The 16642-nt window shown below is 65.7% G+C and carries 19 protein-coding genes and 1 pseudogene; 13 read left to right on the forward strand and 7 right to left on the reverse strand.

Annotated elements, in window-relative coordinates; translation table 11 throughout:
- The 4 genes from E3U47_RS21595 to E3U47_RS21610 all read right to left on the reverse strand — a co-directional run.
- Nucleotides 1-547, reverse strand: a 547-nt coding sequence (locus E3U47_RS21595; protein WP_134693635.1) for a collagen-like protein, incomplete at its 3' end; no start/stop codon positions are given.
- Nucleotides 540-815 (reverse strand): DUF1145 domain-containing protein, encoded by a 276-nt coding sequence (locus E3U47_RS21600; RefSeq protein ID WP_134693636.1) that lies wholly within the window; start codon nt 813-815, stop codon nt 540-542. The genes E3U47_RS21600 and E3U47_RS21595, both read right to left, overlap by 8 nt.
- A 99-nt stretch (nt 816-914) precedes the next feature.
- Nucleotides 915-1634, reverse strand: coding sequence for an OmpA family protein (locus E3U47_RS21605; RefSeq protein ID WP_134693637.1), 720 nt, complete (start codon nt 1632-1634; stop codon nt 915-917).
- An 89-nt stretch (nt 1635-1723) separates the two neighbouring features.
- Nucleotides 1724-2416: an OmpA family protein gene (locus E3U47_RS21610; RefSeq protein WP_134693638.1), complete on the reverse strand. Its 693-nt coding sequence runs from the start codon at nt 2414-2416 to the stop codon at nt 1724-1726.
- A 151-nt stretch (nt 2417-2567) separates the two neighbouring features.
- Here E3U47_RS21610 and E3U47_RS21615 point away from each other — a divergent pair, with 151 nt between their 5' ends.
- From E3U47_RS21615 to E3U47_RS21640, 6 genes are all read left to right on the forward strand, one after another.
- Nucleotides 2568-3062, forward strand: a complete 495-nt coding sequence (locus tag E3U47_RS21615; RefSeq protein ID WP_134693639.1) for a DUF6231 family protein — start codon at nt 2568-2570, stop codon at nt 3060-3062.
- A gap of 4 nt (nt 3063-3066) precedes the next feature.
- A complete protein-coding gene (locus E3U47_RS21620) occupies nt 3067-3543 on the forward strand; it encodes a YchJ family protein (protein WP_134693640.1) in 477 nt (158 codons plus the stop codon).
- 2 nt (nt 3544-3545) lie between these two features.
- Nucleotides 3546-4022, forward strand: a complete 477-nt coding sequence (locus E3U47_RS21625) for an LEA type 2 family protein (RefSeq protein WP_134693641.1) — start codon at nt 3546-3548, stop codon at nt 4020-4022.
- Between the two features lie 7 nt (nt 4023-4029).
- Nucleotides 4030-4233, forward strand: a complete 204-nt coding sequence (locus E3U47_RS21630; RefSeq protein ID WP_134693642.1) for an SEC-C metal-binding domain-containing protein — start codon at nt 4030-4032, stop codon at nt 4231-4233.
- A gap of 171 nt (nt 4234-4404) precedes the next feature.
- Nucleotides 4405-6840: a penicillin acylase family protein gene (locus tag E3U47_RS21635; RefSeq protein WP_134693643.1), complete on the forward strand. Its 2436-nt coding sequence runs from the start codon at nt 4405-4407 to the stop codon at nt 6838-6840.
- A gap of 276 nt (nt 6841-7116) precedes the next feature.
- The gene (locus tag E3U47_RS21640; protein ID WP_134693644.1) at nt 7117-8232 is read left to right on the forward strand and encodes a succinylglutamate desuccinylase/aspartoacylase family protein; all 1116 of its coding nucleotides are present in this window, start codon (nt 7117-7119) and stop codon (nt 8230-8232) included.
- 6 nt (nt 8233-8238) lie between these two features.
- On the opposite strand, the gene E3U47_RS21645 is transcribed toward E3U47_RS21640, so the two are convergent.
- Nucleotides 8239-8481, reverse strand: a complete 243-nt coding sequence (locus E3U47_RS21645; RefSeq protein WP_134693645.1) for a hypothetical protein — start codon at nt 8479-8481, stop codon at nt 8239-8241.
- 98 nt (nt 8482-8579) lie between these two features.
- Nucleotides 8580-9146 carry a dCTP deaminase gene (dcd, locus tag E3U47_RS21650; protein WP_003258001.1) on the reverse strand — a complete coding sequence of 189 codons (567 nt, stop codon included), beginning with the start codon at nt 9144-9146 and terminating at the stop codon, nt 8580-8582.
- A gap of 329 nt (nt 9147-9475) precedes the next feature.
- Between dcd and E3U47_RS21655 the strand changes: the two genes are divergently transcribed.
- The gene (locus E3U47_RS21655; RefSeq protein WP_003254922.1) at nt 9476-9685 is read left to right on the forward strand and encodes a cold-shock protein; all 210 of its coding nucleotides are present in this window, start codon (nt 9476-9478) and stop codon (nt 9683-9685) included.
- Between the two features lie 224 nt (nt 9686-9909).
- Here E3U47_RS21655 and apbC read toward each other — a convergent pair whose 3' ends face one another.
- Complete coding sequence (apbC, locus tag E3U47_RS21660; RefSeq protein WP_134693646.1) at nt 9910-11004, reverse strand: iron-sulfur cluster carrier protein ApbC; 1095 nt, start codon at nt 11002-11004, stop codon at nt 9910-9912.
- A gap of 158 nt (nt 11005-11162) precedes the next feature.
- On the opposite strand from apbC, the gene metG reads away from it, so the two are divergent.
- The 6 genes and pseudogenes from metG to E3U47_RS21690 all read left to right on the forward strand — a co-directional run bounded on the left by metG (nt 11163) and on the right by E3U47_RS21690 (nt 16642).
- Nucleotides 11163-13205: a methionine--tRNA ligase gene (gene metG / locus E3U47_RS21665; protein ID WP_134693647.1), complete on the forward strand. Its 2043-nt coding sequence runs from the start codon at nt 11163-11165 to the stop codon at nt 13203-13205.
- An 85-nt stretch (nt 13206-13290) separates the two neighbouring features.
- Nucleotides 13291-13818 (forward strand): Rnf-Nqr domain containing protein, encoded by a 528-nt coding sequence (locus E3U47_RS21670; protein WP_134693648.1) that lies wholly within the window; start codon nt 13291-13293, stop codon nt 13816-13818.
- Nucleotides 13815-14558: pseudogene (locus tag E3U47_RS21675) on the forward strand (RnfABCDGE type electron transport complex subunit B); the annotation flags it as partial. The gene E3U47_RS21670 and the pseudogene E3U47_RS21675, both read left to right, overlap by 4 nt.
- The gene (locus tag E3U47_RS21680) at nt 14554-15525 is read left to right on the forward strand and encodes an RnfABCDGE type electron transport complex subunit D (RefSeq protein ID WP_134693650.1); all 972 of its coding nucleotides are present in this window, start codon (nt 14554-14556) and stop codon (nt 15523-15525) included. The pseudogene E3U47_RS21675 and the gene E3U47_RS21680, both read left to right, overlap by 5 nt.
- Entirely contained in the window at nt 15522-16121 is a 600-nt protein-coding gene (locus E3U47_RS21685) for an RnfABCDGE type electron transport complex subunit G (protein ID WP_134693651.1), read from the forward strand. The genes E3U47_RS21680 and E3U47_RS21685 overlap by 4 nt, the downstream gene beginning before the upstream one ends.
- Entirely contained in the window at nt 16118-16642 is a 525-nt protein-coding gene (locus E3U47_RS21690) for an Rnf-Nqr domain containing protein (RefSeq protein ID WP_134693652.1), read from the forward strand. Before E3U47_RS21685 ends, E3U47_RS21690 begins: the two co-directional genes overlap by 4 nt.

Here is a 16642-nt window from a genome sequence, read left to right on the forward strand (position 1 = left end):
CGCTCAAGCGAATCCGCCCGCCCGCGGCGCCATCATGGCCATTGCCCCCATCATCACCATTGGCCCCCCGGCTAGCCTGACCCCAGGTGCAACCACCCGGCGTGCCATTGGCGCCATCGAGCCCGAAATACCCAGGCGCCCCCGCCCCGCCGCGGGCATCGATAGCCAACCGCTCGGCCTCCAGCGCCTCCAGGCGCAGATCCAGGTTGCGTCCCGGCCGCGCCGCGCGCTCGTAGGTGCCCGGCGCGCCCGGCGCGCTGAACTCGCTGCCTTCGGCCAACGCCGCATGCGCCGCCACGATATTCAGCTCATGCTCGGCCGGGGCAATGGCAATGCGCGCATCGCGCCCCAGTTCGAGCCGGTCGATCTTCAATTCAGTCAGGCTGGCCGGCAGCAGCAAGGTCGCCGAATCGGCCACCCGCAACTGCTCCAGGTGCACACTGGCCGACTTGTTGGGCAGGCGCAGCATCGAATGGGCGGCAACTTCAAGGCTCTCGGCCTGAGCCAGAGGGGTGGCCAATGCGGCCAACAACATCAATTTACGCATGGCTCGACGCCTCCTGCGGCCGTGGGATGGACATGACGTGGAAAATGCCGGTCAGCAAGATCTGCAACCGATCGAACCAGCGATGGCTGCGCCCACGCAGGCTGCCATTGAAAAACAGCACCTCCAGCGCATGCAAGCCGAGCAGGAAAGCGCCCGCGGCGTTGATCAGCAGGTTGAACGGCAAGGGCTGCGGCATGAACAGGTTGACCAGCACCACCCACCAGAACACCACCGTCAGGGCCTTGCCCAGGCCCAGGATGAACTTCATAGCCCCGCCCCCAAAGGATTGTTGTTATGTCGGAGCGGCCCGTTCGAGCGGGCCGTGCCGACAACAGTAACCCTACAGCTGGAGCGCGCGCCAGAGGGGTCAGTTCAGGTGCAACTCCACCCGTCGATTATGCGCGCGACCTTCGTCGGTGTCGTTGTCGGCCACCGGCTGCGCCTCGCCACGTCCCTGGCTGGTCACCTTGGTCGGCGCCAACCCCTGGCTGATCAGGTATTCGGCCACACTACTGGCACGCCGCTCGGACAGTTTCTGGTTGTAGCTGTCCGAGCCTACGCTGTCGGTGTGCCCGACCACCTTGACGCTGGTCACGCTGGGATCGTTGAGCTTGGGCAGCAGGCTGTGCAGCCGCTGCTGGGCACCGCCGGTGAGTTCGGCGGAATCGAAGGCGAACAACACCTGGCCCTGGTCGTCCAGGGTGATCACTTCAGGTGTCGCCACAGGCACTGGGGCCGGCGCCGATGCAGGGTACTGCGGCAACGGGCAGCCCATATGATCGACCTGCGTCCCCGCCGGCGTGTCCGGGCAGCGGTCGCGGCGGTCGAAGACCCCATCGCCATCCTCGTCGCCATCCTGGGCATAACAGATCAAACCACCGGCAATGGCCCCGGCAACACCGGCGCCGGCCGCCCAACTGGAACTCTCGATGGCGCCCAGGCCACCACCGACCAGCCCGCCAAGCAGGCTGCAGATGGGCCAGGTCCTTTGATTGAGGGGCGCACTGCCGTCGCTGTGGGTGGCGCAACCTGCCAGCAGGCTAGTGGCCACTACCAGCGGCAGTGCCGCCTTCGACAAAACACGCATGGTGAATGCTCCTGTGTCACCGGCCGCTACCGGTCACACAGGAGTAAAGACGCGCCCGCGCCACTTCTCAAGGTACAGGCGCCACGCCATCAACGCTGGATCTTGATCTCGGTACGGCGGTTCATCGCGCGGCCATCGGCCGTGGCGTTGTCGGCCACCGGCTGGGTCTCGCCGGCCCCCACCACCGAAACGAAGCTACCACGCGGCACACCGCTTTCGACCAGGTAGCTGGTCACCGACTGGGCGCGACGCTCGGAGAGCTTCTGGTTGTAGGTATCGGAGCCGACGCTGTCGGTATGGCCACTGACGCTCAGGCGGGCGCTAGGGGCTTCCTGCTTGAGGCGCGTGGCGACGGTGTTGAGGCGCTCCTTGTCGGTCGCGGTCAAGCGCGCAGAGTCGAACTCGAAGTGCACATCGCGAATGACGATGACTTCTTCCTTCTGCACCACGACTTCCTCGACCACTGGCGCAGGCTCCGGCGGGCAACCGTTGGCGTCGACCTGCACCCCGCGCGGCGTGCCCGGGCACTTGTCGCGGCTGTCCGGCACGCCATCGCCGTCTTCGTCGCCATCGCCATGGGCCCAGCAGTAGCCAGCCGCCAGACCGCCGCCGAGCAAGGCGCCCCAGCCTGCCCAGCTGGAACTCTCGATCGCGCCCAGGGCCGCGCCGCCCACACCCCCGACGGCAGCGCACTTGGGCCAGTCGGTTTTCTGCAAACCTGCACAACCAGTCAACACACTGGTGAGCAGAACCAGGGGTATCGCTGTGCGTACTATGCTCATCTTGTTGCTTCTCCTAGGGGAATCGGTGCAAAACCGATGCCCTGGGAGTAAAGACCGGCGATTCCCGCCCTGCCAGCAAGAAGCCACGACGCGGCGCTTTGCCCGATCGCCGGGGACCGCTAGTCTTGAGCGACCTGAACGAGGAATGGCAATGACCGACGTTTTCTCACAACGTACACCCCAGCAGGCCCTGGCCGCCCTGCTCGAACGCTTCACCCCGCGCCATCTGCTGCTGGTGGGCAGCCGCTTCCCAGCCCTCGAGGCTTTCGCCGCCGCCCACCCCGATAGCCAGATCGAGGTTGCCGCGCCCGGCCCGCTGCCCAGCGAACAAGCGGCCCGACGCTTCGACCTGGCGGTACTGGTGGACTGCCTGGAGCACCTGCCCAAGCGTACTGGCCTCGAGCTGCTGGGCGGCATCCGCAACCTCAATGCCAGCCGCGTCGCGGTGCTGGCGGACCTGAGCGCCTGCGGCTGGCGGGACACCGACTTCTATTCGCTGGCGCTCTCGGCCAGCGAAAAATTCCAGCGCGACGAGCAGGTGCTGAGCCTGTTCACCTATGATCTGCATGACTACAAACAGGTCCCGGACTGGCTCAACGCCAGGTTCTGGGCCAACCCGGAAAATTTTGGCAAGTACTGGTGGTGATTCAATGAGTGTCTCGGTCTGCCCTTGCGGTAGTGGCAACCTGCTCGACGCCTGCTGCGGGCATTATCACAGCGGTACCCCGGCGCCAGACGCCCAGGCCCTGATGCGCTCGCGCTACAGCGCCTATGTGCTGGGGCTGGTGGACTACCTGGTGGCCACTACCCTGCCGGCCCAGCAAGCTGACTTGGACCGCGCCGGCATCGCCGCCTGGAGCGCCCAGAGCACCTGGCTGGGGCTGGAAGTGGCAAGCGCCGAGGTGCTTGGTGGCCAGCCCGAACATGCTTTCGTCACCTTCACCGCGCGCTGGCACGACCAGCAGGGCGATCACCAGCACCGCGAGCGTTCGGCCTTCGTCCAGCACGCTGGGCGCTGGTACTTCATCGACCCGACGGTGCCTTTCAAGGCCGGGCGCAACGACCCCTGCCCCTGCGCCAGCGGGCAGAAGTTCAAGAAATGCTGCGCCAGTTACCTCGGTAGCTGAGCATGCGCCTCCTGACCCGCCTGCTCACCATCGGCCTGTTACTGGCCTGGCTGGCGGGCTGCGCGAACTGGGGCGGCGATGCCTGGCGCGAACCGCAGGTGCACCTGCTGAAGGTCGAACCGGTCAAGCTGCACCTGCACCAGCAGGAGTTCGTCCTGCACCTGCAGGTCGACAATCCTAATGACAGCCGCCTGTTCATCCGCAACCTGGCTTATTCGGTCAAGCTCGGCGATCTGTTGCTGGCCGAGGACCAGGCCAGCCTCTGGCGCAGCGTCGGCGGCCATGCCCGGCGCACCTTCAAGATCACTGCATACACCAACCTCTGGCAGCACCTCAAGCCACTGGCCAAGCTGCTCAAGAGCGGGCAACCGTTGCAGTACCAACTGCGCGGCGAACTGGCTACCGGGTTGATCGTGCATCGAGACCTGCACATGACGCAAAGGGGTGAGATAATCCCCGGCGATCTTCAACCGGAGTAACACCGTAATGACCCAGCAACCCCATGTCCATGGCCCCGACTGCAACCACGATCACGACCACCAGCATGATCACGATCACGGCCATGTGCACGGCCCGCACTGCAACCACAGCCACCAGGAGCCGGTGCGCAACGCCCTGAAGGACGTCGGCCGCAACGACCCTTGCCCATGCGGCAGCCAGAAGAAATTCAAGAAGTGCCACGGCGCCTGACCGACGCACTACCGCTCCCCGGCAAATGCCGCGGGAGCGGGCCCACCCCACGCTCGAGCCAGCCCACCACGACCGCTGGTAAATAAAGCTCTCCGGCACCTTGCACGGCGACTGCGCGCTCACTACCTTAGCGCCTTTCACAACCCCGCCACGCCCTGCAGGAGCCTAGTCATGGCCGCCCCCGTCCTACCACCCTTCCGCCCACGCTTGGGCAGCGCCGCCGTATTGCTCGGCATGCTCGCGCTCGCCGGCTGCCAACTGGGTGGCTACCAGGACAGCGTGCCGCCGACCACCGGCGTGCAACCACTCAAGGGCCTGGCACAGAACGTTTCGGTGCGGCGCAACGCCATGGGCGCGCCGTTGATCGAAAGCAGCACCTTCCATGACGCACTATTCAGCCTGGGCTACGTGCATGCCGGCGACCGCATCGGGCAGATGGTCGCCATGCGTCTGCTGGCCCAGGGCCGCCTGGCGGAACTGGCCGGCAGCGAGGCACTGGAGATCGACCGCCTGATGCGCGCGGCCAATCTCAAGCAGAGCGCCGGCCAGCTCTATGCCGATGCCTCGCCGCGCTTGAAACGTTTCTTCGAGGTGTATGCCCGCGGGGTCAATGCCTACCTGTTCCGCTACCGCGACAAGCTGCCGGCTGAGCTGGCAAGCAGCGGCTACCGCCCGGAGTACTGGAAGCCCGAGGATTCGGCGCTGATCTTCAGCCTGTATGCCTTCAGCCAGTCGGTGAACCTGCAGGAGGAACTGTCGGCCCTGACCCTGGCGCAAAAGGTTGGCAGCGACAAACTGGCCTGGCTGCTGCCCGGCGCCCCCGACGAACCGCTGGCCGAAGCCGAGGTGGACAAGCTCAAAGGCCTGAACCTGGCCAGCCAACTACCGGGCCTGGCCTCGCTGGCGGCAGCCGGCCAGCGCCTGGCCGACCTCGGCCTGCTCGGCGCCCCTGGCTCGTCCAACCTGGCCCTGGGCCCTCAACGCTCGCGCAGCGGCAAGAGCCTGCTGGCCAGCGACAGCCGCGCCACCTGGGCACTGAGCCCGGTACAGATCCACACCAGCAAGTACCAGGTCGCCGGCCTGTCGCTGCCTGGCCTGCCGATCGTGCTGGCCGGCTACAACGGCAAGCTGGCCTGGAGCGCCAGCGCGGTAATGGCCGACAACCAGGACCTGTTCCTCGAACAAGTACGCCGCCAGGGCAGCCAGCTGAGCTACCTGGCCGATGGCAAGTGGCAGACGGCCCGCGCGCGCAACGAAACCTTCTTCGTCCGGGGCCAGCGCCCGCAGCGCGAGGTGCTGTACGACACCCGCCATGGCACCCTGCTGCCGGGCCATGGCAGCCTGGCCCTGGCGCTGCACCTGCCGCAACTCAAGGATGACCGCAGCCTCGATGCGCTGTTCGACCTGACCCGCGCGGCCAACATCGAGAAGGCCTTTGACAGCACCCGCGAGGTCGGCGCCGCGGCCCTCAATTTCGTCTTCGCCGAGCCGCAGCATATCGGCTGGCAGGTCAGTGGCCGCTACCCCAATCGCCGCGAAGGCCAGGGCCTGCTGCCCTCGCCAGGCTGGGACGGGCGCTACGACTGGGATGGCTTCGCCGACGCCATGTTGCATCCCTACGACCAGGACCCTCCGAACGGTTTCATCGGCCACGCCAACCAACGCAGCCTGCCCAAGGGCTACGGCATGCAGCTGTCGAGCAGCTGGTACTACCCCGAGCGCGCCGAGCGCCTGGCCCAGCTGGCCAGCAATGGACGCCACGACAGCCGCAGCCTGATGGCGCTGCAGAACGACCAGGTGACGCTGCTGGCCGACAAGCTCAAGCAGATGTTTGACGCCCCCGGCATGGCCCAGCCGCTCAAGCAGGCCATCGATGCCTTGCCCGCCGCCCAGCGCGACAAGGCCCGCGACGCGCTGGCCCGGCTCAAGGCTTTCGATGGCCGCTTGAGCCCGGTCTCGGCGGATGCCGCAATGTATGAATTGTTCCTTCAGGAAGTCACCCGGCAGACCTTCCTCGACGAACTGGGCCCGGAGTCCAGCCCGGCATGGCAGGCGTTTGTCGGCAACGCGCAACTGTCCTACTCGGCCCAGGCCGACCACCTGCTGGGGCGCGAGGACAGCCCGTTCTGGGACGACCGCGGCACCGCGCAGAAAGAAGACAAACCGGCCATCCTGGCCCGCAGCCTGGCCGCCGCGATCGATACCGGCACCGCGCAACTGGGCGCCGACCGCCGCGCCTGGCAATGGGGCAGGTTGCACCAGTACCGCTGGCCGGCATCGAACTACCAGGGCCTGGGCGACAACCTGAACCGCGCGCCGCTGGCCGCCGGTGGCGACTTCAGCACCCTGGCCTTGACCCCCTACGCCTGGGGCAGCCGCCTCGACAGCCAACTGCCAGCCTCGACGCGCATGGTCGTGGACTTCGGCCAGGCCGAACCCCTGCAGCTGCTGACCAGCAGCGGCCAATCCGGCAACCCGGCCAGCCGCCACTACAGCGACGGGCTGGATGCCTGGTTCAAGGGCCGCTTCATGAGCTTGCCGCTGCAACCGCAGAACTTCGCCCGGGCATATGGCAGCCAGCGCCTGACGCTGGTGCCGGGCAGGTAGGCAAACGGACAGCTGCCGGCCTTTCGCTGGCAGGGCGCCCCCGTGAAGCAAGCGACGCGGTGCCTGGCACCGGCTACGCCGGGTGTTCGCGGGTGTACCCGCTCCCACAGGCCTCAAGCCATGCGCGTCACTTGTAGGAGCCAGCCCTGCTGGCGAACCAGGCGACGCGGTACTTGGCTTAGCCTTGGGGCACACGGCAAATGATGCACCCCAGCGCAAGTTGTGCTTCTATCCTTGATCCCAGCCCCTACCGCAGACGCTCCGACCAGGACCACCATGCACCATTCGACCCATGACCTGCTGTCCCCCGTCCCGGGCATCGCCCGCCAGCTGCACAGTTTTCACTTCGGCCCACGCGGTGGCGCCAAGGTGTACATCCAGGCCTCGCTGCACGCCGACGAACTGCCGGGCATGCTGGTGGCCTGGCATCTCAAGCAACGCCTGGGCGAACTGGAACAACAGGGGCGCCTGCAGCGCGAAGTGATCCTGGTGCCGGTCGCCAACCCCGTGGGCCTGGAACAGGTACTGCTGGATGCGCCGCTGGGCCGCTTCGAGCTGCAGAGCGGAGAAAACTTCAACCGCCATTTCGTCGACCTGTCGGACAGCATCGGCGACCAGGTCGAGGCCCACCTCACCCAGGACCCCGTGCACAACCTGGCCTTGATTCGCGAATACCTGCGTCGCGGCCTGGATGCACACGCGCCACGCACGCCACTGCAGTCGCAGCGCCTGACCCTGCAACGCCTGGCCTGCGACGCCGACATGGTGCTCGACCTGCACTGCGACTTCGAAGCGGTCGAGCACCTGTACACCACGCCCGAGGCCTGGCCGCAGGTCGAGCCGCTGGCCCGCTACCTCGGCGTGCAAGCCAGCCTGCTGGCCACCGATTCCGGCGGACAGTCGTTCGACGAATGTTTCAGCCTGGTCTGGTGGCAACTGCAGCAGCGCTTCGGCAAGCGCTTCCCGATTCCCCAGGGCAGCTTCTCGGTGACCATCGAGCTACGAGGCCAGGCCGATGTCAGCCATGCCCTGGCGACCCAGGACTGCCAGGCGATCCTCGATTTCCTCACCCACAGCGGCGTCATCGAGGGCCATCCTGCCCCGCTGCCCGCCCTGCGCCAACCCGCCACGCCCCTGGCGGCGGTGGAGCCGGTGACCGCGCCACTCGGCGGCCTGCTGGTGTTTCATGCCAAGCCAGGGCAGTACCTGGAGGCAGGTCAACTGATCGCCGAAGTCATCGACCCGCTCAGCGACCGGGTTACTCCGCTGCGCAACAGCCAGGCCGGGCTGATGTACGCGCGCAGTGTGCGGCGCATGGCCACGGCGGGCATGGTCGTCGCCCATGTTGCCGGTGAGCAGATCTGCCGCAGCGGTTACCTGCTGGGCAACTGAGGTCGCTCAGGCCACCGGGGCCGGTGGCGGCTCATCAGGCAGGGTCGGCTCGCCAGGCTCCATGGGCGGATGCTCACCGGGTTCCGGCGGTTGCGGCGTGTCGGGGTCAGGCTGGTGCGGCACGCCACCGGCCTGCATGGGAATCGGCGTGGCGATCGGCGGGTGGGCCAACAGCGACCATACCGGCAAGCCGATCTGGTTCGGCTGCAGGACGGCCAGCTTGGCACTGATGGCGGGGTCGAGTTTCATCGGCGGCTCCTGGCGAGGCCCGGCGCGCGTCGTGCGCACCAGGGCTATTCACCTGTTGGAGTGCCAGGCGGAGAAACAATTCCCCGCGTTTGGTCGGCTCAGGTGCGTGGCAGGGTGACGCCGCGCTGGCCTTGGTACTTGCCGCCACGGTCCTTGTACGAAACTTCGCATTCTTCGTCGGATTGCAGGAACAGCATCTGCGCCACGCCTTCGTTGGCGTAGATCTTCGCCGGCAACGTGGTGGTGTTGGAGAACTCCAGGGTCACATGGCCTTCCCACTCGGGTTCCAGCGGGGTGACGTTGACGATGATGCCGCAACGGGCATAGGTGCTCTTGCCCAGGCAGATGGTCAGCACGTCACGCGGGATGCGGAAGTACTCGACGGTACGGGCCAGGGCGAAGGAGTTCGGCGGGATGATGCAAACATCGCTCTTGATGTCGACGAAGCTGCCGGCGTCGAAGTTCTTCGGATCGACGGTGGCCGAATTGATGTTGGTGAATACCTTGAATTCATCGGCGCAGCGCACGTCGTAGCCGTAGCTGGAAACGCCGAAGGAAATGACTCGGCTGTCCTGCTCGCCACGCACCTGGCGCTCGACGAAGGGTTCGATCATGCCGTGTTCCTGCGCCATGCGGCGAATCCACTTGTCCGATTTGATGCTCATGGCGGGGTGTCCTGAAAGAGTGCGGGGTGAAAAACCAGATGCGCATCTTACCGGTCCCGACGTCCAGGTTAAAGTTTCCTTGCCCGATCCCGCGCCGGACGGGGGCTGCACAGGCCGCCGATCCGAATTTCATCAAAGCGCTTCTTGGCCATTGGCAGGTTGTGGAAAGTGGGTTAAGGTGGCGCCACTGTGCTGCACGTGACACCGAGAATCTCTAGTTTGATGCACGATCCTGATCGGCCCATCGCTGAATTTTCTGCTCTCTTTGCGCTCAGTCCCGGTCAGGGTGTTTCCTGACCGTTATCAACTTTGTCCAAGGAGACAGAAAAATGTCCAACCGCCAATCCGGTGTTGTTAAGTGGTTCAACGATGAGAAGGGCTACGGCTTCATCACCCCTCAGTCGGGCGACGACCTGTTCGTGCACTTCAAAGCCATCCAAGCTGACGGCTTCAAAACCCTGAAAGAAGGCCAAGCTGTTACTTTCGTCGCTACCCGCGGCCAGAAAGGCATGCAGGCTGAAGAAGTTCAGATCGCCTAAGTCGATCTCGCTTCCTCGCTTTCAAAAAAAACCCGCCATTGGCGGGTTTTTTTGTGCCTGCTCGAAAGTTATCCGCCGCCCCCCTGTAGGAGCGGCCTTGTGTCGCGAATGGGCTGCACAGCAGCCCCAGGATTTCAGCGGTGATGCAGGAAATGCCGGGGCCGCTGTGCGGCCCTTTCCGACCGGTCCGACGCCTCGGCAAGGCCACTCCTACAGGTAACGCGTCAGTCTTCGCTGATGGTAATGCTCGGCATCGCCGGCGCCGCCGCTTCCTGCAGCACGATCCGCGCCCCCACCTGCCGTGCCAGCTCCTGGTAGACCATGGCGATCTGGCTTTGCGGCTCGGCGATGGCGGTCGGCTTGCCGCTGTCGGCCTGCTCGCGGATCAACATCGACAACGGCAACGACGCCAGCAGCTCGACGCCGTATTGCGCCGCCAACTTCTCGCCGCCGCCCTCACCGAACAGGTGCTCGGCATGGCCACAGTTCGAGCAGATATGCACGGCCATGTTCTCCACCACGCCCAGCACCGGGATATTGACCTTGCGGAACATCTCCACGCCTTTTTTCGCATCCAGCAGCGCCAGGTCCTGAGGCGTGGTGACGATCACCGAGCCTGCCACCGGCACCTTCTGCGCCAGGGTCAGCTGGATGTCGCCGGTGCCCGGCGGCATGTCGATCACCAGGTAGTCGAGGTCGTCCCAGGCGGTCTGGGTCACCAGTTGCAGCAACGCCCCCGAAACCATCGGACCACGCCAGACCATCGGCGTGTTGTCATCGGTGAGAAACGCCATGGACATCACCTCGACACCATGGGCCTTGATCGGCACGAACCACTTCTGCTCACGGATCTGAGGACGGGTGCCTTCGGCGATGCCGAACATCACGCCCTGGCTCGGGCCATAGATGTCAGCGTCGAGAATACCGACCCGGGCGCCTTCGCGGGCCAGGGCCAGGGCCAGGTTGGCCGCGGTGGTCGACTTGCCCACCCCGCCCTTGCCCGACGCCACGGCGATGATGTTCTTCACGTTGGCCATGGCCGGCACCTGGGCCTGGGCTTTATGGGTGGCGACCACGCAGTCGATGCTCACCTGTGCCGAGGCGACCCCCTCCAGGTTCTCGATGGCGGTCTGCAGTACCTGGGCCCAGCCACTCTTGAACAGACCAGCGGCATAACCCAGTTGCAACTGCACCTTGACCTGCCCGCCGTGGATATCGATGGCGCGCACGCACCCGGCGCTGACCGGGTCCTGGTTCAGGTAGGGGTCGGTGTACTGGCGAAGCACGCCTTCGACGGCGGCACGGGTGACGGCACTCATGGAGGCTCCCATTGGCAAACGGAATACGAAACAAGCGCCTATGCTAACCCGTCAATCGTCAGCAGATGCGCACGCGGGGTGAAATAAATTCGCCAGCCCTTTATAGTGGCCGATCATCCTTATTTTTACCCCGTCGCCAGATAAGTAGCCGAGCCACCATGTCCGAGCCACGTCAGATTCTCGTCACCAGCGCCCTGCCCTATGCCAATGGATCCATTCACCTTGGCCATATGCTCGAGTACATCCAGACGGACATGTGGGTGCGCTTCCAGAAGCTGCGCGGCAACCAGTGCGTCTACGTCTGCGCCGATGACGCCCACGGCTCGGCCATCATGCTGCGCGCCGAGAAGGAAGGCATCACCCCCGAGCAACTGATCGCCAACGTCCAGGCCGAGCATGCTGGCGACTTCGCCGATTTCCTGGTGGACTTCGACAACTTCCACTCCACGCACAGCGAGGAGAACCGCGAGCTGTCGAGCCTGATCTACGGCCGCCTGCGCGACGCCGGCCACATCGCCACCCGTTCCGTCACCCAGTACTTCGACCCTGAAAAAGGCATGTTCCTGGCCGACCGTTTCATCAAGGGCACCTGCCCCAAGTGCGCGGCCGAGGATCAGTACGGCGACAACTGCGAAAAATGCGGGGCCACCTACGCCCCAACCGAGCTGAAGAACCCCAAGTCGGCGATCTCCGGCGCTACCCCGGTACTGCGCGACTCGCAGCACTTCTTCTTCAAGCTGCCGGACTTCCAGGCCATGTTGCAGCAGTGGACCCGCAGCGGCACCCTGCAAGACGCCGTGGCCAACAAACTCGCCGAGTGGCTGGACGCCGGCCTGCAGGAATGGGACATCTCCCGTGACGCGCCGTACTTCGGCTTCGAGATCCCCGGCGAGCCAGGCAAGTACTTCTATGTGTGGCTGGACGCGCCAATCGGCTACATGGCCAGTTTCAAGAACCTCTGCGCACGCCGCCCGGAGCTGGACTTCGACGCGTTCTGGAGCGAAGGCTCGCAGGCCGAGCTGTACCATTTCATCGGCAAGGACATCGTCAACTTCCACGCCCTGTTCTGGCCAGCCATGCTCGAAGGCGCGGGCTTCCGCAAGCCGACCGCGGTCAACGTGCACGGCTACCTGACCGTCAACGGCGCGAAGATGTCCAAGTCGCGCGGTACGTTCATCAAGGCGCGCACCTACCTCGACCACCTGCAACCGGAATACCTGCGCTACTACTATGCCGCCAAGCTCGGCCGCGGTGTCGACGACCTCGACCTGAACCTCGAGGACTTCGTGCAGAAGGTCAACTCCGACCTGGTCGGCAAGGTGGTCAACATCGCCAGCCGCTGCGCCGGCTTCATCCACAAGGGCAATGACGGCCTGATGGTTGCGGGCGATGCCGCGCCTGAGCTGACCGAAGCCTTCCTTGCCGCCGCGCCGTCGATTGCCGAGGCCTACGAAGGCCGTGACTTCGGCCGCGCCATGCGCGAAATCATGGCCCTGGCCGACCGCGCCAATGCCTGGATCGCCGACAAGGCGCCGTGGTCCCTGGCCAAGCAGGAAGGCAAGCAGGACGAAGTCCAGGCCATCTGCGCCCAGGGCGTCAACCTGTTCCGCCAACTGGTGATTTTCCTCAAGCCGGTGCTGCCGCTGCTGGCCGCCGACGCCGAGGCTTTCCTCAATGTCGCGCCGCTGACCTGGAGCGACCTTCAGTCGCGCCTGGAAAACCACAAGCTCAACCCGTTCAAGGCGCTGATGAGCCGCATCGAGCCGGCCAAGGTCGAAGCCATGGTCGCCGCCAGCAAGGAAGACCTGCTGGCCGCCGAAGCCAAAGCCGCCCCGGCAGGCAACGGCGAGCTGGCCAAGGATCCGCTGTCGGCCGAGATCGAATTCGACACCTTCGCTGCGGTAGACCTGCGCGTGGCCCTGATCGTCAAGGCCGAGGCTGTACCCGGTGCCGACAAGCTGCTGCAACTGACCCTGGACATCGGCGACGAGCGCCGCAATGTGTTCTCGGGTATCAAGTCGGCCTACCCGGACCCGTCTCAATTGGAAGGCAGGCTGACCATGATGGTGGCCAACCTCAAGCCCCGCAAGATGCGTTTCGGTATCTCCGAGGGCATGGTCATGGCCGCCGGCCCTGGCGGGGAAGAGATCTACCTGCTGAGCCCCGACAGCGGCGCCAAGCCCGGCCAGCGCATCAAGTAAGCTTTGCCCCGGCCCATGGCCGGGGCATTTGCATCGACCGCGTGCTGTCGGATAATCAGGTTTTCCCGCAGACTTCGGCATTTCCATGAGCGACTACGTTCTGGTCCTGGTCAGCGCCGCGCTGGTCAATCACCTGGCCCTGCTGGGCGAACCCGTCGAACGCGCCCGCGTGCACCTGCTAGGGCTATGCACCGGGCTAGTGCTGCTGGCGCTGCCCATCGGCCTGCTGCTGCCGGCGGCATGGCGCGACCTGCAACTGCTCCTGTTACTGCCATTGTTAAGCGCCTTGGCCTGGGCAATGCCCACCCTGCTCAGCCGCTGGCGACCCGATTGGCCCGTGGACGGCCTGAGGCCGTTGCTGATGGGCAATGCCGTGGTGCTAGGCTTGCTGTTGCAGCTTGCCAGTGATGCCAGCAGCATTGGCCAAGCACTGATCTACAGCGTTGGCGCGGCACTGGGCTTCTGGCTTGCCCTGGTGCTGTTCGCCGACCTGCGTGTACGCAGTCACCACCCGGACCTGCCTGTGGCGCTGCGCGGGCTGCCGATCGAGCTGATTGGAGCCGGGGTAATGGCCCTGGCGTTTTCCGGGTTCAACGGATTATTCACCCAATGAGTCTGATACAAAGCATCGATGCCTTGCTGCCGCAAACCCAGTGCGGCAAATGTGGCCACGGCGGCTGCCGACCCTATGCCGAAGGCTTGGCCGCGGGAGAAGCAATCAACAAATGTCCGCCCGGCGGCCGCGAGACCATCGCTGCCCTGGCCACGCTGCTGCAGGTACCGGTGATCGCGCTCGACCCTCAACGCCCACCTGGCCCCTCGCAGGTGGCATTCATTCGCGAGGCCGAGTGCATTGGCTGTACCAAGTGCATCCAGGCCTGTCCGGTGGACGCCATCGTCGGCGCGACCAAGTTGATGCACACCGTGATCGCCAACGAGTGCACCGGTTGCGACCTGTGCCTGGCGCCCTGCCCCGTCGATTGCATCGACCTGTTACCGCTGCCGGCCAATGTGACTCCTATCGTCGGCGACCTGACCCATGGCGCCGAGCAATGCCTGGCACGCAGCCAGCGGCGTGACCGGGCACGCTACCGCCACGAACAGCGCGAAGCGCGCCAGCGCCGGGAGGAAGCCCTGCGCCAGGCACAACGCCAGGCGCGGCAACATCCTGTCGACAACGATACCGCCCTCAAGCAGGCGAAGGTTGCCGCGGCCATGAGTCGCGCCCAACTGAGCAAGGCCCGCAGCGCCTTGGGCGCCGCCCCCGAGGCGCAACAGCTCGCGCAACTCCAGGCCCTTGAGGCCAGCGCCGAGCAGGCTCGCCAGCACCTTGAAGCGCTGCAAGCCCATGCCAGTGTCTGACCCGCGCCTGCGCAGCGCCATGAACCTGGTGCTACTGGCCTGCGGGCCAGGCTTGCTGGTGCTGTTCTGGCTGCACGGCTGGGGAGTATTGGTCAACCTGCTGCTGTGCAGCGCCGCCGCGTTGGCGACCGAGGCCCTGTTGCTGGGCTGGCGCAGGCTGCCTGTAGCCGTGGCGCTCGGCGATGGCAGTGCGTGGGTCACCGCCGTGCTGTTGACCGCTGCCCTGCCCGCCCAGGCGCCCTGGTGGTTGCCGGTGGCTGCCGCGAGCGTCGCCATCGGCCTGGGCAAGCAAGCCTACGGCGGCGTCGGACGCAACCCGTTCAACCCGGCGATGGTCGGCTACGCCTTTGTTCTGCTCAGCTTCCCGCTGCAGATGCATCACTGGTCTGGCCACAGCCCGGGCCTGCTGGACAGCCTGCACCTTAGCTTTGCCGCCAACGAGCAGATTGACGCCTGGGCCAGCCCGACGGTCCTGGACGTACTGCGCCACAACCGCAGCCTGACCGTCGACGAACTGTTCAGCACTGATATGGCCTTCGGACACTGGGGTGGCAGGGGCGGCGAATGGGTCAACCTCGCCTTCCTGCTCGGCGGCCTTTTGCTACTGCAGCGTAAGCTGTTCAGCTGGCACGCGCCGGTCGGCCTGCTCGGAGGGCTGTTTCTGTTCAGCCTGCTGGGCTGGAACGGCTCGGGGTCCGACTCCAACGGCTCGCCCCTGCTGCACCTGTTTTCCGGCTCGACCATGCTGGCGGCGTTCTTCATTGCCACCGAGCCGGTATCCGGTTGCAAGCGCCCGCTTGGCCGCTTGCTGTTCGGCTGCGGCGCCGGCCTGCTGATCTATCTGATTCGCACCTGGGGCAGCTTTGCCGACGGCACGGCGTTCGCCATCCTGCTGATGAACCTGGCCGCGCCTGCCCTGGACCGCTTGGCAGAAGCCCGCGAGCGGGTGCGCGCATGAATGTCCGCTGGCGCAGCCACCTGCTGCTGGTGCTGATAACTGCACTGGCCTTGGCTGCCACGCTCACCTGGCGACACTGGACCGCCGGCCCGATCGCCGAAGCCACGCAGCAGTGGAAGGAACGGCAATGGCTGGCGGTGCTTCCCGCAGGCAGTTACGACAACCGTCCACTGGCCAATCCCTTGCCCTTGGTGCAACCGACCCTGGCGCACAGCCGCCTGCTCGCCGCCTACCGTGCCAGCCTGGCCGGCACGCCGGTGGCCATCCTGCTGCACAGCAGCTTCCAGGGCTATGCCGGCCCTGTCGAACTGGCGATCGCCATCGACAGGCAAGGCCGCCTGCTCGGCGTGCATGTGCTCAGGCAACAGGAGAGCCCAGGGTTGGGCGACCAACTGATCAAACCGACCCTGCATTGGCTGGACCAGTTCACCGGCAAGGCCCTCGACCAAGCCTGGGCGATCAAGCGCGACCATGGCACCTTCGACCAGATGGCGGGGGCCACGGTGACCTCGCGGGCCGTGATCGATGCGCTGCAAGATGCCCTGCGTTATTTCGATGAGCAGCGCCCGACACTACTTGGCGAGGCGACGCCATGAGCGCACAGTGGCTACTGCTAACCGGCCTTGCTCCGCTACTGGGCGCCACCGCCAGCGCGGCCCAAGGTGCGGCTATCGGCCTGTGCGCGCTCGTGCTCGCAGGCCTGCACCAAGTGCTGATGGCCCCCCTGCGCCGGCATCTCGACAGCAGCACCCTGCCCTGGGCGAACATTGTGCTGGTGAGCGCCCTGACCACCTGCCTGCTGCTGAGCCTGCGGGCCTGGGCTCTCCCCCTGGCCGTGCAACTGGGCCACTATCCCGCCCTGCTGGCCCTGACCTGCCTGGCCATCGACCCGCTGCTGCCACAACGTGAACGCTGGCGAGCACTGTGCATCAGCCTTGGCGGCCTGCTGGCAGCCTGCATCACCCTGGGAGCCTGCCGGCAACTGCTGGCCCATTCGCTTGGCCTGCATATTGCCGAGCTGGCGCCGGGTGCCTTGGTGCTCCTCGGCTTGCTGCTGGGCTTGTACAATCACCTGCGCCCACGGATCCACCCCTCACGTCGCCAAGGAACCCGTTGA

This window comes from Pseudomonas sp. RIT623 (genome assembly GCF_004519305.1).
Lineage (GTDB): Bacteria > Pseudomonadota > Gammaproteobacteria > Pseudomonadales > Pseudomonadaceae > Aquipseudomonas.